This is a genomic window from Synechococcus sp. UW179B (genome assembly GCF_900474245.1).
Taxonomy (GTDB): Bacteria; Cyanobacteriota; Cyanobacteriia; order PCC-6307; family Cyanobiaceae; genus Synechococcus_C.
In genome coordinates, this window is record NZ_UCNZ01000002.1 from 79,672 (window position 1) to 98,511 (window position 18,840).

Below are 18,840 nucleotides of genomic sequence, written 5' to 3' on the forward strand. Positions count from 1 at the left end.
GCATTCTGAGCCTTGATCTCTCCCTGGCGCCTCTGGGCTGATCGACTCACCTTGGTTCGAGCCCTGATGGGACTCCCGCTGCTTCTCGCCCTAGCGACGGATTACGACGCTTTGGCCTGGTGGTTATTGCTGATTGGAGGTTGGAGTGATGCAGCGGATGGCTGGTTGGCAAGACGAGCCGATGGAGGCAGCACCTGGGGAGCTCGCTTGGACCCTCTCGCTGACAAGTTGTTGATCAGTGCCCCTCTGATCTGGTTGGCGTCAGAGGGAATCCTTCCTGTTTGGGCGGTCTGGCTTTTGCTGGCCCGTGAATTGCTGATCTCGGGGTGGCGGGGTGACAGCCGTGATGGGGCCCCCGCATCCACGGCAGGGAAAGCCAAAACAATCCTTCAATTCCTCAGCCTTGCGCTCATGCTTTGGCCCCCCTTTTGGGGGGATCCAGCCATGGTTCAGGGTTTAAAACTGGTTGGTGTGGGTTTGTTTTGGCCCTCGTTGCTGTTGGCTCTGTGGTCAGCCTGGGGGTATCTCAAGCCTCACCGATCAGAGCCTGGTCAGCGCTGAAGTCGGGATCGGACGTGGGCTGATCCTTGTACTCCCGTTGGTAGCTGTCAGCGAGCGAGGCAAAGGCATCAAAGCGTGGTTCCCAGGCCAGTTCACGCCTGACGCGGGTGGTGTCGGTTAAAAAGTGACTGAGCCTTAGAGGAAACGCTTTGCGGGCTTTGGGGTCGAGTCCGCTGGGGTCAAAGGGGCGTAGATCCAGTCCTTTGGGGTCGCGGCCACAGGCCACGGCTGCCGCTTCGATCAAGCCCCGGAAGGTGATGCCCCGGCTGGCGCTGCAGTTGTAGATCCGATTGCTAGCGGCATCCACTTCAAGCGAGCGAGCCATGGCCTCAGCTAGGTCTTCGGCATGGCCGATCTGGGTGATGGTTTCGCCTGATCCTGGAAGAGGAATCGGTCGATCATTGACGATGCGGTCAAAGAACCAACGCTCCACCGGGTTGTAATTTCCAGGCCCCACGATGTAAGTGGGACGGAAGCTGGTGAAGGGAATCCCTTGCTCTTGCAGCCATTGTTCGGTGTCAGCTTTGCCGGAATGGCGACTGGCGGGATCGATGGCAGCTGTTTCATCCAATGGCCACTGCGTCGACGCGGCGTAGACCCCGGCGGAACTCACGTACAGAAAGCGGTGTGCTGGGGCGCCCGTCACGGCCAAAACGCGACGACTGTCGTCCAAACTGCGCCCCGAGCTGTCGATGACCACCTCAAAGGTCCGTCCCTTGAGTTGGTCGAGATCAGCATCAATGCTGCGATCTCCCCGAACGGACTCCACACCTTCGGGTGCGGGAAGTCGACCTCGTGTGAACAGGGTGAGTGCATGCCCCTGCTCCTGAAGCCTTGCCACCAATGGCTTCCCGACAAAGCGGGTGCCACCCATTACGAGAATTTTCATCAGCAAGCCGCTCAACCCAGCCATTGAAGCGCGGCCCTTCAACAGCAGTCATGAACCATGCCCCTCTGGCCTGCAGGATGGGGAGAGCGAAACGTGCCACCGGCGTCATGGAGATCATCCCCGCCATTGACCTCTTGCAGGGCAGCTGTGTTCGTCTGCATCAGGGGGACTACGACCAGGTCACTCGCTTTAGTGATGACCCTTTGGCCCAGGCTCAACAATGGGTGAAACAGGGAGCAACCCGCCTCCACCTGGTGGATCTCGATGGTGCGCGAAGTGGTGAGCCCATCAATGATCAAGCGGTGCGCTTGATTGCCAAAGAATTAGCGATTCCCGTGCAACTGGGTGGCGGAGTGCGCTCGTTGGAGAGGGCTGAAGAGCTGCTCAGCTGTGGACTCGATCGGGTCATTCTCGGCACCGTCGCGATTGAGAAGCCCGAGTTGGTGGTGGAGCTTGCCAGCCGTCACCCTCACAAAATTGTGGTGGGCATTGATGCACGCAACGGTTTTGTGGCCACGCGAGGATGGGTGGAGGAGAGCAACGTCGAAGCGACAGCTCTGGCCAAACGTTTAAGTGCGGCTGGTATCGCGGCCATCATCAGCACCGATATCGCGACAGATGGCACGTTGGCTGGGCCGAATCTCGACGCATTGCGCGCCATGGCTCAAGCGAGTGCGGTTCCAGTGATTGCCTCTGGAGGGGTGGGCTGCATGGCAGATCTCCTGTCACTCCTAGCCCTGGAACCATTGGGCGTGGAGGGTGTAATCGTGGGTCGAGCGCTTTATGACGGTCGCGTCGACTTGCATGAAGCCATCCAGGCCATCGCGGCTGGCCGTCTTCAAGACCCTCTTCTTGGGCAGAGCCGCACAATTGCTTGATTCGAATGCTTGATTCGAAGCTCGCGACGAAGTCTTGAATAGGGTTTTAAGATGCGATCAATAAAATTGCATTAGTGGCGGTCGATAGCACGCATCAAAGTTCGGAAATGTCTGCTGCTTCCAGTGGACTGCAAGCCACTTTTGAGTTGTGCCGAAAGCTTGGGATGCGCCTCAGTCAGCAGAGGCGAATGGTTCTCGATCTGCTTTGGACTGAAGCCAGTCACTTGAGCGCGAGGGATATTTTTGAGAAATTGAATGACCAGGGACGAAGGATTGGACATACATCGGTGTATCAAAATCTCGAAGCTCTTCAGAGAGCTGGCGTGATCGAATGTCTGGATCGGGCCAGTGGTCGCCTCTATGGCTATCGAAGCGACCCACACAGTCATCTCACCTGCCTTGAGAGCGGACGAATCGAAGACCTCGATGTGCAATTGCCTGATGAACTCGTGCGGGAAATCGAGGACCGCACTGGCTACACAATTGAGACTTACACGCTGCAACTCAGCGGACGTCCAAGAGCGTTAGATGGCGATTGATCCCGCCTGCAGGAGCATTTGCTCCTTCACCATTTCCTTGCGATCATTTGTGCGGGACGGATTACAGCGGTGAACGGGATTCCAAACAAGATTTTGCTTATCGCAAGGAATCTGCTTGCTGAATCTCTTTTGTCCGGGCTGGCTGGCAACAAAGAGCTCGTCATTTCTGTTTCAACGGATCAGCTGGATGGCCAACCTGATCTGGTGATCTGGTCCATTGAATCGATTGCCTCGCCGGCCCTTCTTCAGCTTGAGGTCTTGAAGCTTCAAAGTCGTTGGGGATCAACTCCTCTCCTGCTGTTGCTTCCCGCGAAGCTTCCCTGCGATCCCACGGAGCTTTTGTCGCTGGACTGCGCAGGATTGCTTCAAGATCCTGATCTCGCGCAATTGCAGCAGGGCATTGAAACCTTGCTGTCTGGGGGCAGGGTGGTCGAACTGACAGCGCACAGTTCCTGGGAACGAAGCTCTGAGACGTTTGCACCGTTCCCGTCACCAGGGCTGGGTCCTTGGTTGTTGATGACTGGGCTGCAGCAAATCAATCACGACCTGCGCATGATCGAGGTCCTGTTGAATCCCCCTCCAGAGAATCCGCTGTTGCGATTCATGCTGGAGGGTCGCTGTCGTGAACTGCGCAGTGCCCGTCAGCTGTTGCTCTGGATTTGGGGTCCCTTGCAATTAGGTCTTGACGGTGCTGTTCCTCTCCAACAATCGTCTCCTTTCCACGAACCTTCAGGAACCTCGATTCAGTTGAAGGAGAGGAATGGTGCTGCCGTCTGGGATGCGATTCATCAACGTCTAGAAGCAGCGGTGATTGGAGGTTTAAGCAACGCCACGGGGCAGATGCTGGCGATTGAAGGTCTCCAACCTGAACGACGACGCGAGCTCTTGCTGGCCCTTTTGCGACAGCTCAATGAGGTGCTGGATCGGTTGCGCTCTGATCAGCAAGCCTCCGTTGAAAAACGATCGGATCGCGCGCTCTCGGAGCACTGGCAGGCTCTTCAACCTGAATTGCGCCAGCAGGCTCTTTGCACGATGGCGGGTCATTACGTACGCCTTCCCATGGGCGAGGAATTAAGCGGTGTGGCCGATCACCTGCTTCTCAACACAGAGCTCGAAGACACCGACGAGGAACTGCCCAATCCGAAGCGAATGTTGGCCCCTTTTCTCGACGACCAGCCCGTTCTGGTGGATGGGCAACTGTTGCCTGCCGATGATCCCCGCGCCTTGCTGCAGCTCGAAACGTTGGTGAGCAATTGGTTGGTACGCACGGCGGAACTGATTGGTTCTGAGCTTCTTGGCGTCTGCGGAGACTGGCCTGAGTTGAGGCGCTACCTGCTCGATCAACGCTTGATCTCCACCCGTGAGTTGGAACGTCTACGCAACCAACTCAATACCCAGTCCCGTTGGCAAACCTGGATTCAACGTCCGATTCGCCTCTACGAAAGCCAGCGGCTTCTGTATCAACTCAACGATGGAACGATTGCACCGCTCCTGTTAACGGAACCCAGAGACGACGAGTTGCGTCGTCTTGGCTGGTGGCAACAACAGGTTGCGCTGCTATTGGAAGCGCGAGATGCCCTGGCTCCTCAGGTTCAACTACTCGTGCGCAAGGTGGGGAATCTGCTGGCGGTGGTCCTGACCCAAGTGATCGGTCGAGCCATTGGACTGGTTGGTCGAGGCATCGCTCAAGGGATGGGCCGCAGCTTCAACCGAGGCTGATCCCAGCGGTCAGAATGCTGCATCCAGTGTTCGGCGCCATGCCTTTGCTCAGCACCATGCCTCTGCTCAGCATCTTGCGCTCGGTCCTGCGTTCTCTCGTCGCTGCAGGATTGTGCTTGCTGCTGATGGCGAACCCAGCTGAGGCGGCGAGGGACACCGACAGTTACGACGGCAATATTTTTGCGCTGTATGCAGGCAATGGATCGCTTGTTCCTCCCGCGACAACCCTGAAGGACGCCTTAGAGAAAGAACGCACCAGCGTGATCGTTTTTTACTTGGATGACAGCAGCACCAGCAAGATTTTTGCGCCTGTGGTGTCTGAACTTCAGCGTTTGTGGGGGCGTGAGGTGGACTTGCTTCCCTTCACCACCGATGCCTTTCAAGGGGATGCCAGCCAAGACCGATCCGATCCTGCGACCTACTGGCATGGCACGATCCCGCAGGTTGTGGTGATCGATGGCAAGGGCAAGGTCCTGCTCGATGAGGACGGACAGGTTCCTCTGGAAGCCATCAACGCTGCCATCAGTGCAGCCACAGGAATTGAGGCCCCTGCCGAGGGCAGCACCACCATCAGTTTCAACGAGCTCAATACAGAAGTGCTGTCGCGCTGATCAATCCACCGGAACCCTTTACGCTGCTTGATTGTTTCCGGTCGGCTGACCGTTTTCCTATGTGCACGCTGCTGCTGATCTTGCTCCTGCTCGGCATCGGTGTGCTTTGGATTGAGGCGCGGCATCGGCTCAGGCCGTCGTCACCCCTTCAATTACGGGCCCACGATTGGCAGGTGCAGCACACGTCCAAGAGCCTCGTTCTTGAAGGTTGGTTGACGATTACCAACCCCCATCAGCGCATGGAAGTGATGGTGCCAGAGCTGGCCGTGGAACCAACATTGCTCGGGAACAACGACCTGAGTTCCGTCAACGTTCAAACCAAAATCACTCCGCATCACCCTGATGAGGACGCCCGCCCGGATGGGTATTGGGCTGCTTACATCGTGAAAGGTCGTAAGAGCACCCGGGTGAAGGTGCAACTCACCTTCAGTGCCGATCAAGAGGTTGCCATCAACGATCGGGTCGACAGCGTTTGGGTTGATGTGCATTGGGTGAATTACGGGCCCTTTGGCCGTTTGCATCGCCGTCAAGGCATGGTGGTTCCAACCCATCAACCAGAACCCCTTCAGGGGGCTGATGCTGCATTCCGTCAGGGGGATGGATGCGCGGTTTTGCCGATCAAAACGCACTTGCTCGGTCCCTTAGATGAAACGGTTGATGTGCTCAAGCACTACGCAGGTGGTTTGATTCAGCCTGGAGATGTGCTCACGATTGGGGAAACACCCGTTGCGGTGATTCAGGGTCGATACGCTCACCCCTCCACGGTTCAGCCGAGTTGGATCGCCCGCTTGCTCTGTCGTGTGTTCCATCCCACGAGCAGCTTGGCAACAGCCTGCGGCATTCAAACCTTGATCGATCAGGTGGGACCAACACGGGTTCTGGTGGCTTGGAGTGTGGGGTTCGTTTTAAAACTCGTGGGTCTGAAGGGTTGGTTCTATCGCCTTGCAGGTGACCAAGCACGACTGATTGACGACATCACTGGCACCACGCCTCCCTATGACCAAACCATTGTTCTTGGTCCGGACTCACCTGCAGAGCTTTGCAATCTCGCCGCAGAGACGCTTGGCGTGTCGGTGGCGATTGTTGATGTCAACGATCTCGGTCGGGTCAAAGTGCTGGCCTCCAGCCGTGGCTGCGATGAAGCGTTGCTCCACCGAGCCCTGAAGCCAAACCCTGCTGGCAATGCCAACGAGCGGACGCCTCTTGTCTTGGTTCGACCGGCCTAAATCCTCGGCGGCCCGAGGTGAGCGATACATTTATGGTCTACAGCGGACGCGATGTGGATCAAGCATCCGGCAGCTCTCCACGGGTGGAAGCTCTCAACGCAGCCCACATGCGATTGCTGTTGACGTCTGCTCAGGTCAGCACATCGAATCAGTGGGCCGATCAACCGCAGGCCTTGATGCTCCAGACCTGGCTTCTCCGCAAGCTGAGGGTGCTCGTCGCCTTGGAGCAGGACGCCACAAAAGCGGATCGTTTGCTGTCTCTTGTGATTTTGCGGTCGCTCAACCGCCGCAAGAGTTGTTGGCAGCTGGAGCTCGAGGAACGGCAAGAGCCAACGGGTACCAGCAGAATTTCTGTGGTCCGGCAGTTGCTCCATGAAGCCCTGAGCGATGGGGTCGCCCGTTCACAGAGTTGGTTGATCCGATGCGATAGCAACGATCAAGACCAGCTTGACCTTGCCCGTGAACTGGGATTTCAACCGCTGAGACGATTTGGGGTTTGGCGGGTTGATCCGCCGTCCGTTTCGGGGCCACCCGCCTCTGAGTTACCGAGTCAGTGTCGTTGGAGCGCTCTCGACAACAGCACCGCAAGACAATTGTTTGCTCTCGAGCAAGCCTGTTGTTCGACGCATCATCGGCAAATTCTTGATCGCCAATGGCAAGACCTTGTGGATCAACGTTCGAAGGGTTGCGGCCTTTTGGAACGAATCGATTCTGATCAAAATCAAGTGCTTGCAGGACTTGTGGCAAGACCCTCTGGCTTTTCCAGGCCAAGGCTTGAACTGTTGCGTGGTGTGGCCTGGGATGACCGGCTCATGGATGCCTTGCCTCCTGCTTTGGAGCGCTTGGCCCGGCTTCAACCCGCTCCTGAACTCCTGGTGGATGAGGATGATGAACGCCTCCAGGTCATCGTTCAGCGTTGTGGATTCCAGTCGCAGCAAACCCAGCTCGTCCTGGGTCGAAGCCTCTGGCGCAAGCTTGGTAGCCGAGAGCTCAGTGGCATCCGTCCCCTGGAATCGATGCTGGGACGTCTCCAGCCCCAGCAGCCGCCGTTGCCGACGCCAACACTGGGTCGCGAGCGCTGATCTTGAGCCCATCACCCCGATCGATGTTGAGCCTGGATGTGGGCCGCAAGCGCATTGGCTTGGCAGGGTGTGATGCCCTTGGCATCACGGTGCGTCCCCTCCCTGCGTTGTTCCGCAGGACGTTTAAGCTTGACCTGGAGCATTTGGAACAGGTCTGTCTGACCCGTCGAGTGCAGGGCTTGGTTGTCGGTCTACCCCTGGATGCAGAGGGCCAATTCACAGAGCAAGCAGGCCATTGCCAGCGCTACGGACAGCGCTTGGCCATGGCTTTAAAGCTGCCTCTGGCGCTCGTGAATGAACACAGCAGTAGTTGGGCCGCGGCCGACCGACATGGCTTGCAAGGCGATCGCAGCGGCCGACTCGACAGTGCAGCCGCTGCACTGCTTCTTGAGCAATGGCTCTCTGATGGGCCAGAGCCCGAACCGGTCGACATGGCGACCCCGTCTGCTAGCAAGACGGACGGCAATGAAGGATCCTGAAGGTAATGATTCTTGAGCAATGAGTTCTAGCGGCCCGAACAACAGCGGAGACGTACCAACTCTGCTGGTAAAAGACAGTGAAGGGCGTGATCTTCTTTGTTTTCTTGAGCAGCTCATTCCCCTCGATGGTCAGGACTACGCGTTACTCACCCCTGTCGACACACCGGTGTGCTTGTTCCGGTTGAAGGACGGTGATGAGCCTGAGCTGATCGACAGCATCACCAGCAATGAACCGATTCTTTCGGTGGCTGATGTGGTGCTCCAAGAGCATGACCTCACCCTTGTGCGCTCCGCGGTCACCCTCACGGTGAATGGTGAGCTGGATGAGCCCGATCCTGAAGATCTCGATGAGGATGAGGCGGGTGACGATGAATCGGAGACCTATGAATTGCTGGTGAGCTTTTTGGCCGATGACTTGGAATATGGGCTTTACATCCCCTTAGATCCATTCTTTGTTGTCGCCCGCATGGATGATGGCGCTGCGGTGTTGGTGGAAGGGGATGAGTTCGACCAAATTCAACCTCGCATCGAGGCTGAGCTTGATGAGCGTGAGCTATCCGAGTGATGCGTCGTGAATGGCTGCGACCTGACTGGGATCCAGGCTTAACCCTGGCCCATCTTCCTTTGGAACCCTTGCTTGGCAGAGGCATCAAAACTTTGTTGCTTGATGTTGATCGCACGCTCCTTCCAGGGCGCGATGTGGCCTTGCCTCCCTCCGTTCTTCACTGGGCTCAATCAGCTCAACGCCATACGCACCTTCATTTGATTAGCAACAATCCCTCCCGACAGAGAATCGGGGCTGTGGCTGAGCAGCTTGGGATTGAATTCACCAGCTCAGCTGCCAAACCGCGTCGAGGAGCGATCCGACGCGTCATCCAAACATTGGATCTCAAGCCGGAGCAGATCGCCATGGTTGGCGATCGTTTGTTCACCGATGTTCTGGCTGGAAACCGGCTTGGTTTGTATACGGTTTTGGTCAGACCTCTGCGTGAAGACGGAACCCCTTGTCGTCACGATCGCGTTCAAGTGTTGGAGAGGCAACTCGCCCGATGGCTTGGAGCAGGCCACGCATGAGCCTGCGGGTGGTGAAAGTTGGAACGAGTTTGCTGCGCAGCACGGACCATCGCAGCACGGCTGATGCCATCTCAGCCTTGTGTCTGAATCTCGCCCAATGTCTCCAGCGCGGTGACCGAGTCGTCTTGGTCACAAGTGGTGCTGTTGGACTCGGCTGTCAGCGCCTGGGCCTGAAGGCCAGGCCTTCAACGTTGAGCGGTCTTCAAGCGGCTGCGGCGATCGGTCAAGGCCATCTGATGGCTCTGTACGAAGAAGCGATGGCCGTTCATGGCATTCCCGTCGCGCAGGTTTTGCTCACCCGATCTGACTTGGCCGACAGTCGGAGTTATCAAAACGCTTCCGCAACCCTGCATCAGTTGCTCGAATGGAGGGTTTTGCCGGTCATTAACGAAAACGACACGGTGTCTTCGGCAGAGCTGCGTTTTGGCGATAACGACACGCTCTCAGCCCTCGTCGCAGCAGCGATTGATGCGGATGATCTGATTCTGTTGACCGATATCGATCGCTTGTACTCCGCTGATCCGCGCAGTGACGCCTCGGCTCGTCCGATTTCGGACGTTCATCACCCAGCAGACCTGCAGGCCCTTGAACAAGGTGCAGGAGACGGAGGTCGTTGGGGAACGGGGGGGATGACCACCAAACTCGCGGCCGCTCGGATTGCCACCGCGAGCGGAATCACCGTGCATTTGGCGGATGGTCGCGATCAGCAAATGCTGGAAACCATGTTGGCTGGGGGGCGCGGAGGAACGGTTTTTCATCCCCACCCCCAGCCCCTTGGTCATCGAAAAAGCTGGCTGGCCCATGCGTTGCAACCCCAAGGAAGCCTGCAAATCGATCACGGTGCCTGCCAAGCGTTGTGCGACAGAGGTGCCTCCTTGCTGTTGGTGGGAATTACGGACCTAACCGGAGACTTCACGGCCAATCAACCCGTGAGGATCGTCGATCAGGAGGGCCTTGAAGTAGCCCGTGGCTTGAGCTCCCTCAGCAGTGAGTCCCTTCGACGTCTTGTCAAAGAGCCAGCGCGACCCGATCGGCAAGGCAGCTCGCCTGTTGTGGTTCATCGAGACGTGCTTGTCCTCAGCACGCCTACGATCCGCCCATCAGACCCCTGAATCGATGCGTTTCAGCCAGTTAATCGCCGTCCTTCAGGACGGAGAGGCAGGTCTGCTGGAGCATCAGCTCGGCAGCGATCCTGAGCTCCGAGGAGCGGCCTCTTTGGAGAGAGCCGAAGCCGATCAACTCAGCTTTCTTGAAAAGGGCAACGCTCTGATTCAGAGCCTGGAAACCAGCCATGTTGGTGCCGTTTTGATTCCCAATCAGGACGACCTCAAGGCGATGGCTGAGCAGCGCGGGCTGGCTTGGGCTGTGATGGCTGATCCCCGTTTGGCCTTTGCTGAAGCCCTCGAGCGCTTGCATCCTCGCCCCAGACCAGAAGCCACCATCCATTCTTCGGCGGTGATCGGTGACAGGGTTCAGATCGATGCTGGGGTCTCGATTGGCCCTCACGTTTGCATCGGTGACGACACACGCATCAGTGCCAACAGCACCCTTCATGCCGGTGTGGTGATTTACGGGGATGTGAGGGTCGGTCAATTCTGCGAACTGCATGCCAATGCGGTGCTGCACCCAGGCGTGCGATTAGCCGACCATTGTGTGGTCCACTCCAACGCGGTAGTGGGCTCCGAGGGGTTTGGTTTTGTTCCGACCGCCAAGGGGTGGCGAAAAATGCCTCAAACGGGTCTCGTTGTTCTGGAGGAGGGTGTTGAGGTGGGGTGCGGCAGCACGATTGATCGTCCCTCCGTGGGTGAAACCCGGATTGGGGCGGGAACCAAGATCGATAATCTCGTGCAAATCGGCCATGGCGTAGTCACCGGACGGGGCTGTGCTCTGGCCTCGCAGGTGGGCATTGCGGGCGGCGCTCGCCTTGGCCATGGGGTGATTTTGGCTGGACAGGTTGGTGTGGCCAACCGAGCGATCATTGGCGATCGTGCGATCGCCAGTTCCAAGAGCGGGATCCATGGAGAGGTGGAGCCCGGCGAGGTGGTGAGTGGCTATCCGGCGATTCCCAACAGGCTCTGGCTGCGTTGTTCGGCCGCGTTTAGCAAATTGCCTGAGATGGCGAAGCAGATCCGGGAACTTAAGAAAGCCGCTCAGTAACCTCTCTTGTTCTCCCCCCTCTGAGTTCCAATGCCACTGCATCGCGTTGTTTTGCTTCCGGGTGACGGCATTGGACCAGAGATCACGGCTGTGGCGAGGCAGCTCCTGGAAGCCGTGTCGCGCAAGCATGGTTTCACGCTCGAATTCAGTGAAGCGCCGATCGGTGGCTCTGCCATCGATGCCACCGGTGAACCCCTACCAGCGAGCACCCTTGAGGCGTGTAAGGCTGCCGATGCCGTTTTGCTGGCAGCGATCGGGAGCCCTCGATTTGATGCCTTGCCTCGGGCACAACGGCCCGAGAGTGGATTGCTGGCCCTGCGCTCTGGCATGGAGCTGTTTGCGAATCTCCGTCCAGTCAAAATTGTCCCTGCCCTGATTGGTGCCAGCAGCCTGCGACCCGAAGTTGTGGAAGGGGTGGATCTGATGGTGGTGAGGGAACTCACCGGAGGCATTTATTTCGGTCAACCGAAAGGTCGTGTGCAGGCCGACGGTGAAGAGCGTGCGTTCAACACCATGACCTACTCGGATTCTGAGATCGACAGAATCTCCAGGGTGGCGTTCAAGCTGGCCTGTGAGCGACGTGGGCAGCTCTGCTCAGTGGACAAGGCCAATGTGCTCGATGTCAGCCAACTGTGGCGTGATCGCGTGGAGGGCATGAAAGGCGATTACCCCGCAGTGGATGTCAGTCACTTGTATGTGGACAATGCGGCGATGCAACTGGTGAGAGACCCTCGTCAGTTCGACGTGGTGCTCACTGGCAATCTTTTCGGAGACATTCTCAGCGATATTTCTGCCATGCTCACCGGCTCGATCGGCATGCTCCCTTCCGCCTCTCTGGGAAGTGAAGGGCCTGGTTTGTATGAACCCGTTCATGGCTCAGCCCCTGATCTCGCTGGTCAAGACAAGGCCAATCCGATGGCCATGGTGCTCTCCGCAGCCATGATGTTGCGGACCGGTCTCAAACAAAACGCAGCAGCGGACGATCTCGAACAAGCTGTTGACCGTGTTTTAGCAGCCGGATTCCGCACTGGAGATTTGATGTCTGAAGGCTGTACTGCCCTGGGCTGTCAGGCGATGGGGGAGGAACTTCTCAAGACACTCTGATGCGACCTGGCAGGAAAAATGTGGAATTTGCCCTTTGACCTGCCAAACTCATTTGGCCAGATCTTCCTCCGTCGATGTCGAAGCGTCACCCCGTCGTGGCTGTCACGGGTTCCTCAGGTGCAGGCACCAGCACTGTTAAGAGGGCTTTTGAGCACATCTTCGCTCGGGAGAACATCACTCCTGCAGTGGTGGAGGGCGACAGCTACCACCGCTTCGAGCGGATGGCGATGAAGACCGCCATGTCTGAATCGCTTGCGAAGGGTGAGAATTTCTCCCACTTCGGACCCGAAGCCAACCTCTTCGACAAACTCGAAGAGCTCTTCCGCGTCTATGGCGAAACGGGTGGAGGTCAGAAGCGTTATTACCTCCACAGTCCAGAAGAGGCTGCTGAGCACAACGCTCGCCTCGGCGTGAACTTGGATCCAGGTCAGTTCACCCCCTGGGAATCCATCCCTGGTGGGACGGACGTGTTGTTCTACGAAGGCCTCCACGGCGGCGTTGTCGGAGACGGCTACGACGTGGCTTCCCTCGCCGATCTGCTGGTGGGTGTTGTTCCGATCACCAACCTTGAGTGGATCCAAAAGATTCACCGTGATAACGCTGAGCGCGGCTATTCAGCCGAAGCGATCGTGGACACGATCCTGCGCCGCATGCCGGATTACATCAATCACATTTGTCCCCAGTTCAGCCGCACGGATATCAACTTCCAGCGGGTGCCCACGGTGGACACCTCCAACCCATTCATCTGTCGCAACATCCCGACGCCAGATGAAAGCTTCGTGATCATTCACTTCCGCAAGGGAGCTCGTGAGAAGTGGGGAATTGACTTCAGCTATCTGCTGAGCATGATTCATGACTCCTTCATGAGCAGTCCCACTAGCATTGTTGTGAATGGAGGGAAGATGGGCTTCGCGATGGAACTCATCTTGACTCCCATCATTCACCGCATGATTGAAGAGCAAAGCAAGGTCTCCTGATTGTTTCTGCCGAACATCTTGAGCAATCACATCTATCGTGGACTCATCTGAATGATCAGGTGGGTCTTTTTTTTGTCCTCTCCCTCCTTTGAAATTGCAGGTGCCGGTGGATCAACAACTCCATCACCACGCTGGGACAGAGTGGATAGTCGTCGTCTGATTGCCTTGGCACGACGGATCTACTTCCGCTTTTTAAGTGACTCTGGGCAGCAACTTGAACCGATGGGTGTTGTTGTGAATGAGCGCTTAGATGAAGGCAGGGTTGTGTTCGAAAGCCCCACTCTGTTGCTACAAGAACATTTCATCAGCATCGATCTCATCGGCCGTCGGCTGCGTCGCCAGCGTGGCTGGCGAGATCGACCAAGAGGGTCAGGGCTTTGACCGGTTTGCTCAGCCTGATGCTTGTGGTGGGTGGGGCCTGTGTGGGGAGCTTCGCCAATGTGGTGGCCTGGCGGTTGCCGCGCCAAGAATCAGTGGTTTGGCCTGGTAGTCACTGTCCGAAGTGTGGTCAGGCGGTGCGCTGGCACGACAATGTGCCGGTGCTGGGCTGGGTGTGGCTTCGGGGCCATTGTCGCGATTGCCATCAGGGCATCTCGGGCCGTTATCCATTGGTGGAACTCATCAGTGCCCTTCTTTGGTTGAGCGCGTTGTGGGGCCATGGATTGCTTGCCGCGTCTGATCAATTAGGCCTGGCTTTGCTCAATGTGTTGGCGGGGATTGTTCTGATCAGCGTGCTTTTGCCCCTGGTGTTGATTGATATTGATCATCTCTGGCTGCCCGAACCTCTTTGCAGAATCGGGGTGTTGCTCGGCCTTGCCTTCACGGGTGCTCTGTATCTGGTCATTCCAGGGCCGGAAGCGAGTGCCGTGCTCCTCAATCATCTGTTGGCGGCTTCCGCAGGATTGCTGGTGCTGGAAGGATTAAGTGCTCTTGCTGAGCGCATGCTGGGACAACCTGCGCTCGGACTTGGTGATGCCAAATTGGCAGCTGTCGCAGGCGCTTGGCTCGGCTTGGGCGGTGTCTTGGTTTCTTTGGCAATCGCCGTTTTTAGCGGTGCCTTGTTTGGCACGATTGGACGTCTGTCTGGACGGTTAGGGCCGAGACAGCCATTCCCCTTTGGCCCCTTTATTGCCCTTGGAATCTGGCTGACCTGGATCGGAGGTGCTGAGTGGTGGGGTCAGCAATGGTTCGGCTTGTTTGGGGGCATTTAAATCAACAGCTATTAGCACTTGTCCTTCAGCAGAAAGTAAGCTTTTTCTTGCTCACCAAATGAAGAGAGAGAATTCCCTCGATGTTGATCAAGCGGTGTTGATGGCAAGGATGTGACTACTCAGGCCCCTCATACCAGCCATCTTCTATCGCTCTGTGCCATTGATCGATGGAGGCGATGGCCAATTTCCTGGCAGATTCCAGTCCAGGCCAAAACATCAGGGTCAACAGTGTTCTTGCGCTGGTTGACTCGTAAATCTCTAAAGCTTCATTTCTACGGCTTTCAGGGTCAAAGATCACCTGTAAGTTGATCTCCCGATTGACCGTGATGTCAAGCCGGGACAGTCGTTTGGTAATCGTGTTGTCCAGATGGCCGAGATGACTGCAGTTGGTGCCCTCTGAGATGCTCCAACTCCCATCAGGGCAGGAACGAGACTCTCCTTTGACCCAATCGATTTTTTCGCCACCTGCTGACATCAGGGAGTGAATCACATTGTCGATCGTTTCAATGGGCATAAGTTCACATCCAATTGCTTGTGTTTATGTATACAAAAATAGATTTTTTTGTGGCAGCTTATTCGCTCAAAGGAATTCCGTTGGGGATGAGATGTTCTGCTTGAAAGGTTGTCCTGCTTGGCTGAGGCTTGGAGCAGAAAGGTGTTGAAACTCTACGCTTTAGCCATGAAATTCAAGGCCTTATGCATAGTGCTTTTGCCAATTGATCGTAAAAAGCCTAAGAGTGTTGTCGTTTGCTCGGGGAGAAGGTCGCCGTAAAGAGCGACTCAAAAATGTTTGAAGAGTTGGAGTGAATTTTGGTGATAATAACACTAGTTGAAATCGTGTTCTCTCGCGCTACTTGCGTTGGAATAAGAACAATCAAAAGCCGTTATCAAAGCTTGATTTTGCTTGAAAATTTGTTTTTCGTAGAGCGTGGAAAATTCATGCTAAGATAAAAATATTTATTGAAAAAATTGATCCATTAATGGGTACTATTGCTTATTGCAGTAATGTAAAAAGTGATGAGAATGAAGACGTCTTTAAGGTCCTATTTTGTCCGTTGGATATGAAATCAAAGTCACTCCGTTGAGAGGTGATGGGATATTTGCAACCAAGTCTTTCCAGGTTGGTGAAACTGTGATGATTGGGGTGATTGAAAAAGTCTTATCCGCAAATCACTCGCATGCTTCTCAGGTGTCGGCTTCTCAGCATGTTCAGCATGCGGGCTTGATCAGCAAAGTCAATCACTCATGCAATCCTTCCTGTGGTATCTCGCTGAATGCATCTGGAGCGCATGACTTTATTGCGTTTAGGGTTATCGAGAAGGGCGAAGAAATTACCTTTGATTATGCAATGAGGAATTATTCAATCGATTACTTTCCTGACCCTTGTTTATGTGGAGAAGTCACTTGTAGAGTCCATGTGAATGGTTGGAAGGGGTTATCAAGCGAAAAACGGCTTGAATACCAAGGTTTTGTAGCCCCTTATCTCTTGGCCATGATTGAGCAATAGAGCCTTTACGATCCTTGGCTTTTAGGGTCACTTTCGCCGATAGGTTGACCCCTTGATTCACGGCTTGGTTCAAGGCTCGGTTCACGGCTCGTGGGCGATCACTGCTCGTTCTGCAAGGCCGTCAAGAGGGGTGAGCCAAGGAAGGGCTGACCTAAGCCTCAAGAAGACGGTCTTTCTGTGCCGAAGGATCCTCGATCTAGGATCGCGAAATCAATAGAAAACCTTTCCCCTCTTGCCTGGTCATTTGGTCCGTGCTTTTCAAAAGATACTGGTGCATGTATCGGCTGAAATCCACTGCGGCAGCTGGGATTGCTTGCCACTACTGCGGAGTCAAAAGTCATGAGCCTCTTCGACTGGTTCGCTGATCGCCGTAAGGGTCAGTACGTCGGCAAGGTGAATCAAGAACCGGATGAAGGGGATGGCCTTTGGAGCAAGTGCCCAGAGTGCGGTCAGGTGGTGTACCGCAAGGATCTGCTGAGCAACGCCAGTGTTTGCAGCAACTGTGGCTATCACCATCGCATCGATAGCACCGAGCGCATTGCGGTGCTGGTGGATCCCAACAGCTTCGTGGCGATGGATCAAGAGCTGCAACCCACGGATCCATTGGGTTTTAAAGACCGCAGGGCCTATGCGGATCGACTTCGCGAAACCCAGGCCAGCACAGGGCTTCGAGACGGTGTTGTCACTGGGCTTTGTGAGGTTGAGGGGATTCCGATGGCCCTTGCCGTGATGGATTTCCGTTTTATGGGCGGTTCGATGGGGTCGGTGGTTGGTGAAAAGATCACTCGCTTGGTGGAAGAAGCAACCGCCAAAAAGCTGCCGCTTCTGATTGTGTGTGCATCAGGTGGAGCGAGGATGCAGGAGGGCATGCTCAGCCTCATGCAGATGGCCAAAATTTCTGGTGCGTTGGAACGCCATCGCGAGGCGGGTGTGTTGTACATGCCACTGCTCACCCACCCCACCACAGGTGGCGTTACAGCCAGTTTTGCGATGCTTGGTGATTTAATTTTGGCGGAGCCAAAAGCTCTCATTGGCTTTGCTGGGCGGCGCGTCATTGAACAGACCTTGCGCGAAAAGTTGCCGGATAATTTTCAAACCGCTGAGTATCTACAAGACCACGGATTTGTGGATTCGATTGTTCCGCGAACGCAATTGCGCTCCACTCTGGCGAGTCTGCTCAGATTGCATGGCTGTGAATCTCGGGTCCCCAGCTCATGATTCCTGTTTTGGCTTCACGGTTTAGGGCCGTCGTTGTTCTTGTTTTGGCCCTGATTCTTTGGGCGGCTCCTGTTTGCGCAGGTCAGGTCGAATGGAGAGAAGTGCCCTCCAGTGGCGAGGGACAGCAATGGTGGGATGCTGGCAGTTTGCGGCTGAAGAAGGATGGCACCGTGTCAGTGCTGAGCCGCTACAGCTTGCGTCAGGAGGATGATCGCCCCGCCTTGGGAACCCTGGTGGTGATGGAGATCGACTGCAGCCAGCAGTTATATCGAGACAAGCAAAAGAATGGATTGCCCCAATTCAAAGCCGAATGGCAACCTTCTGGTTCTGACCCTTTGATCGACGGCGTTCTTTCCGGTGTGTGCTCATCGGACGAGCTTTCCGCGCTCTCCTGATCCCCACGCGGCTTTTCCTATGGCTCTCCCAACCTCAAGCCCATCTCCCATTGGAGTGGCCATTGCGGGTCTCGGTTTTGGTGAATCGGTTCATCTCCAAGCCCTTGCCTCTCAAGCTGATCTCAAGGCGGTAGCGCTCTGGCACCCCCGTCGTGAACGCTTGGATCAGGCCTGTCAGGAGCACAACCTTCCGGGTTATGACGATTGGGAGGCTCTGCTCAGCGACTCTCGCGTGCAGGCCGTGATCATTGCTACCCCTCCGGAGCCACGCTTTGCCTTGGCCCTTCCAGCGCTGAATGCTGGGAAACACTTGTTGCTGGAAAAGCCTGTCGCCCTCAAGGCGGAATCGGTGGCCGAGCTCCAACGCTTGGCCATTCAGAAGCGGCTCAGTGTTGCGGTGGATTATGAATATCGGGCTGTGCCTCTGTTTATGCAGGCCGCAAGGATGTTGGAGGCCGGTGCCGTAGGCACTCCCTGGCTGGTGAAACTTGACTGGTTGATGAGCAGCCGAGCCGATGCCTCACGACCATGGAACTGGTACTCACAACGGGAAGCCGGTGGGGGCGTGATCGGTGCCCTTGGGACCCATGCCTTCGACATGTTGGCCTGGTTGATCGGACCGATTCGATCCGTTCAAGGCCTCAATAGTGTCTCGATCAAGGAGCGTCCTCGCCCCAGCGGGGGGATGGCCCCAGTGGATGCCGAAGATGTTTCCCTCATTCAGATGCAGCTGGATTGGCAGGGGCGCACGGACCAAACGGTTCCAGCCCAAGTCAATTTGTCGTCTGTGGCGCGCAACGGTCGAGGTTGCTGGCTCGAGATCTACGGATCTGATGGCAGCCTCACCCTCGGTAGCTCCAACCAAAAAGATTATGTCCATGGCTTTGGGCTGTGGCATATGCCCGCGGGAGAGCCCACACGCAATATTGAAGCGGACGTTGACTTCGTCTTCCCCACCACCTGGAGCGATGGCCGCGTGGCGCCGGTGGCTCGCATCCAGAGCTGGTGGGCTCAAAGTATTCGAACCGGAACCCCTATGGTTCCAGGCCTTTCAGAGGGTCTGCTTAGTCAGCAAGCATGCGATCAATCGATTGCATGATCCAATTGGATCGCACAGATTCTCGAACCAATGATCATTTTTTGCGGATCTTGATCACGGATCTGGGTACAAATCTGAGTGTCAATATTGGGCTTCGGCCGAGATTTTTTGGGT

22 protein-coding genes are annotated in these 18,840 nt (G+C 56.0%); 20 read left to right on the forward strand and 2 right to left on the reverse strand.

The genetic code is table 11. The annotated features are described in order from the left end of the window. Positions 1–12: 12 nt before the first annotated feature. Positions 13–561 carry a CDP-alcohol phosphatidyltransferase family protein gene (locus DXY38_RS01420; RefSeq protein WP_115070159.1) on the forward strand — a complete coding sequence of 183 codons (549 nt, stop codon included), beginning with the start codon at positions 13–15 and terminating at the stop codon, positions 559–561. Here DXY38_RS01420 and DXY38_RS01425 read toward each other — a convergent pair. Further along, a complete protein-coding gene (locus tag DXY38_RS01425; RefSeq protein ID WP_115070239.1) occupies positions 527–1,450 on the reverse strand; it encodes an NAD-dependent epimerase/dehydratase family protein in 924 nt (307 codons plus the stop codon). The genes DXY38_RS01420 and DXY38_RS01425 overlap by 35 nt on opposite strands. Positions 1,451–1,557: 107 nt before the next feature. Between DXY38_RS01425 and hisA the strand changes: the two genes are divergently transcribed. From hisA to DXY38_RS01500, 15 genes are all read left to right on the forward strand, one after another. After that, a complete protein-coding gene (hisA, locus tag DXY38_RS01430; RefSeq protein ID WP_115070240.1) occupies positions 1,558–2,328 on the forward strand; it encodes a 1-(5-phosphoribosyl)-5-[(5-phosphoribosylamino)methylideneamino]imidazole-4-carboxamide isomerase in 771 nt (256 codons plus the stop codon). A 107-nt stretch (positions 2,329–2,435) separates the two neighbouring features. Then, on the forward strand, positions 2,436–2,867 hold the full coding sequence (locus DXY38_RS01435) for a Fur family transcriptional regulator (RefSeq protein WP_115070160.1): 432 nt from the start codon (positions 2,436–2,438) through the stop codon (positions 2,865–2,867). Between the two features lie 69 nt (positions 2,868–2,936). Beyond that, on the forward strand, positions 2,937–4,586 hold the full coding sequence (locus tag DXY38_RS01440; RefSeq protein WP_115070241.1) for a DUF3685 domain-containing protein: 1,650 nt from the start codon (positions 2,937–2,939) through the stop codon (positions 4,584–4,586). Between the two features lie 14 nt (positions 4,587–4,600). Continuing rightward, complete coding sequence (locus DXY38_RS01445; RefSeq protein ID WP_244278965.1) at positions 4,601–5,197, forward strand: thylakoid membrane photosystem I accumulation factor; 597 nt, start codon at positions 4,601–4,603, stop codon at positions 5,195–5,197. A 59-nt stretch (positions 5,198–5,256) separates the two neighbouring features. Beyond that, positions 5,257–6,423: a F420-0:Gamma-glutamyl ligase gene (locus tag DXY38_RS01450; RefSeq protein WP_115070161.1), complete on the forward strand. Its 1,167-nt coding sequence runs from the start codon at positions 5,257–5,259 to the stop codon at positions 6,421–6,423. Between the two features lie 17 nt (positions 6,424–6,440). Further along, a complete protein-coding gene (locus tag DXY38_RS01455) occupies positions 6,441–7,505 on the forward strand; it encodes a hypothetical protein (protein WP_244278966.1) in 1,065 nt (354 codons plus the stop codon). Between the two features lie 23 nt (positions 7,506–7,528). After that, the gene (ruvX, locus tag DXY38_RS01460) at positions 7,529–7,984 is read left to right on the forward strand and encodes a Holliday junction resolvase RuvX (protein ID WP_115070163.1); all 456 of its coding nucleotides are present in this window, start codon (positions 7,529–7,531) and stop codon (positions 7,982–7,984) included. A gap of 19 nt (positions 7,985–8,003) precedes the next feature. After that, positions 8,004–8,549, forward strand: a complete 546-nt coding sequence (locus DXY38_RS01465; protein WP_006853069.1) for a DUF3727 domain-containing protein — start codon at positions 8,004–8,006, stop codon at positions 8,547–8,549. After that, positions 8,549–9,058 (forward strand): YqeG family HAD IIIA-type phosphatase, encoded by a 510-nt coding sequence (locus DXY38_RS01470; RefSeq protein ID WP_115070164.1) that lies wholly within the window; start codon positions 8,549–8,551, stop codon positions 9,056–9,058. The genes DXY38_RS01465 and DXY38_RS01470 overlap by 1 nt, the downstream gene beginning before the upstream one ends. After that, positions 9,055–10,170 carry a glutamate 5-kinase gene (proB, locus tag DXY38_RS01475; protein WP_006853067.1) on the forward strand — a complete coding sequence of 372 codons (1,116 nt, stop codon included), beginning with the start codon at positions 9,055–9,057 and terminating at the stop codon, positions 10,168–10,170. Before DXY38_RS01470 ends, proB begins: the two co-directional genes overlap by 4 nt. Positions 10,171–10,174: 4 nt before the next feature. Then, positions 10,175–11,215 (forward strand): UDP-3-O-(3-hydroxymyristoyl)glucosamine N-acyltransferase, encoded by a 1,041-nt coding sequence (lpxD, locus tag DXY38_RS01480; protein ID WP_115070165.1) that lies wholly within the window; start codon positions 10,175–10,177, stop codon positions 11,213–11,215. A 30-nt stretch (positions 11,216–11,245) separates the two neighbouring features. Next, positions 11,246–12,319 (forward strand): 3-isopropylmalate dehydrogenase, encoded by a 1,074-nt coding sequence (gene leuB, locus DXY38_RS01485; protein WP_115070166.1) that lies wholly within the window; start codon positions 11,246–11,248, stop codon positions 12,317–12,319. 74 nt (positions 12,320–12,393) lie between these two features. Further along, positions 12,394–13,296 (forward strand): phosphoribulokinase, encoded by a 903-nt coding sequence (locus DXY38_RS01490; protein WP_006853064.1) that lies wholly within the window; start codon positions 12,394–12,396, stop codon positions 13,294–13,296. A gap of 51 nt (positions 13,297–13,347) precedes the next feature. Next, complete coding sequence (locus DXY38_RS01495) at positions 13,348–13,677, forward strand: hypothetical protein (RefSeq protein WP_115070167.1); 330 nt, start codon at positions 13,348–13,350, stop codon at positions 13,675–13,677. 17 nt (positions 13,678–13,694) lie between these two features. Beyond that, positions 13,695–14,507 (forward strand): A24 family peptidase, encoded by an 813-nt coding sequence (locus tag DXY38_RS01500; RefSeq protein ID WP_115070243.1) that lies wholly within the window; start codon positions 13,695–13,697, stop codon positions 14,505–14,507. A gap of 115 nt (positions 14,508–14,622) precedes the next feature. Here DXY38_RS01500 and DXY38_RS01505 read toward each other — a convergent pair whose 3' ends face one another. After that, complete coding sequence (locus DXY38_RS01505) at positions 14,623–15,021, reverse strand: hypothetical protein (RefSeq protein WP_115070168.1); 399 nt, start codon at positions 15,019–15,021, stop codon at positions 14,623–14,625. Between the two features lie 534 nt (positions 15,022–15,555). Here DXY38_RS01505 and DXY38_RS01510 point away from each other — a divergent pair. The 4 genes from DXY38_RS01510 to DXY38_RS01525 all read left to right on the forward strand — a co-directional run bounded on the left by DXY38_RS01510 (position 15,556) and on the right by DXY38_RS01525 (position 18,726). After that, on the forward strand, positions 15,556–16,014 hold the full coding sequence (locus DXY38_RS01510) for an SET domain-containing protein-lysine N-methyltransferase (RefSeq protein ID WP_115070169.1): 459 nt from the start codon (positions 15,556–15,558) through the stop codon (positions 16,012–16,014). Between the two features lie 339 nt (positions 16,015–16,353). Further along, positions 16,354–17,232, forward strand: a complete 879-nt coding sequence (gene accD, locus DXY38_RS01515) for an acetyl-CoA carboxylase, carboxyltransferase subunit beta (protein ID WP_006853059.1) — start codon at positions 16,354–16,356, stop codon at positions 17,230–17,232. Next, on the forward strand, positions 17,229–17,627 hold the full coding sequence (locus DXY38_RS01520) for a hypothetical protein (protein WP_006853058.1): 399 nt from the start codon (positions 17,229–17,231) through the stop codon (positions 17,625–17,627). The genes accD and DXY38_RS01520 overlap by 4 nt, the downstream gene beginning before the upstream one ends. A 19-nt stretch (positions 17,628–17,646) precedes the next feature. Next, positions 17,647–18,726 (forward strand): Gfo/Idh/MocA family protein, encoded by a 1,080-nt coding sequence (locus DXY38_RS01525; RefSeq protein ID WP_115070170.1) that lies wholly within the window; start codon positions 17,647–17,649, stop codon positions 18,724–18,726. The last annotated feature ends 114 nt before the right edge of the window (positions 18,727–18,840 follow it).

Excerpts from the sequence above, each read along its gene's own strand:
- DXY38_RS01425 (WP_115070239.1), bottom strand. The coding sequence starts at position 1,450 with ATGAAAATTCTCGTAATGGGTGGCACCCGCTTTGTCGGGAAGCCATTG.
- hisA (WP_115070240.1), top strand. The coding sequence starts at position 1,558 with ATGGAGATCATCCCCGCCATTGACCTCTTGCAGGGCAGCTGTGTTCGT.
- DXY38_RS01435 (WP_115070160.1), top strand. The coding sequence starts at position 2,436 with ATGTCTGCTGCTTCCAGTGGACTGCAAGCCACTTTTGAGTTGTGCCGA.
- DXY38_RS01445 (WP_244278965.1), top strand. The coding sequence starts at position 4,601 with ATGCTGCATCCAGTGTTCGGCGCCATGCCTTTGCTCAGCACCATGCCT.
- DXY38_RS01450 (WP_115070161.1), top strand. The coding sequence starts at position 5,257 with ATGTGCACGCTGCTGCTGATCTTGCTCCTGCTCGGCATCGGTGTGCTT.
- ruvX (WP_115070163.1), top strand. The coding sequence starts at position 7,529 with ATGTTGAGCCTGGATGTGGGCCGCAAGCGCATTGGCTTGGCAGGGTGT.
- DXY38_RS01465 (WP_006853069.1), top strand. The coding sequence starts at position 8,004 with ATGAGTTCTAGCGGCCCGAACAACAGCGGAGACGTACCAACTCTGCTG.
- DXY38_RS01470 (WP_115070164.1), top strand. The coding sequence starts at position 8,549 with ATGCGTCGTGAATGGCTGCGACCTGACTGGGATCCAGGCTTAACCCTG.
- proB (WP_006853067.1), top strand. The coding sequence starts at position 9,055 with ATGAGCCTGCGGGTGGTGAAAGTTGGAACGAGTTTGCTGCGCAGCACG.
- lpxD (WP_115070165.1), top strand. The coding sequence starts at position 10,175 with ATGCGTTTCAGCCAGTTAATCGCCGTCCTTCAGGACGGAGAGGCAGGT.
- leuB (WP_115070166.1), top strand. The coding sequence starts at position 11,246 with ATGCCACTGCATCGCGTTGTTTTGCTTCCGGGTGACGGCATTGGACCA.
- DXY38_RS01490 (WP_006853064.1), top strand. The coding sequence starts at position 12,394 with ATGTCGAAGCGTCACCCCGTCGTGGCTGTCACGGGTTCCTCAGGTGCA.
- DXY38_RS01495 (WP_115070167.1), top strand. The coding sequence starts at position 13,348 with ATGATCAGGTGGGTCTTTTTTTTGTCCTCTCCCTCCTTTGAAATTGCA.
- DXY38_RS01500 (WP_115070243.1), top strand. The coding sequence starts at position 13,695 with ATGCTTGTGGTGGGTGGGGCCTGTGTGGGGAGCTTCGCCAATGTGGTG.
- DXY38_RS01505 (WP_115070168.1), bottom strand. The coding sequence starts at position 15,021 with ATGCCCATTGAAACGATCGACAATGTGATTCACTCCCTGATGTCAGCA.
- accD (WP_006853059.1), top strand. The coding sequence starts at position 16,354 with ATGAGCCTCTTCGACTGGTTCGCTGATCGCCGTAAGGGTCAGTACGTC.
- DXY38_RS01520 (WP_006853058.1), top strand. The coding sequence starts at position 17,229 with ATGATTCCTGTTTTGGCTTCACGGTTTAGGGCCGTCGTTGTTCTTGTT.
- DXY38_RS01525 (WP_115070170.1), top strand. The coding sequence starts at position 17,647 with ATGGCTCTCCCAACCTCAAGCCCATCTCCCATTGGAGTGGCCATTGCG.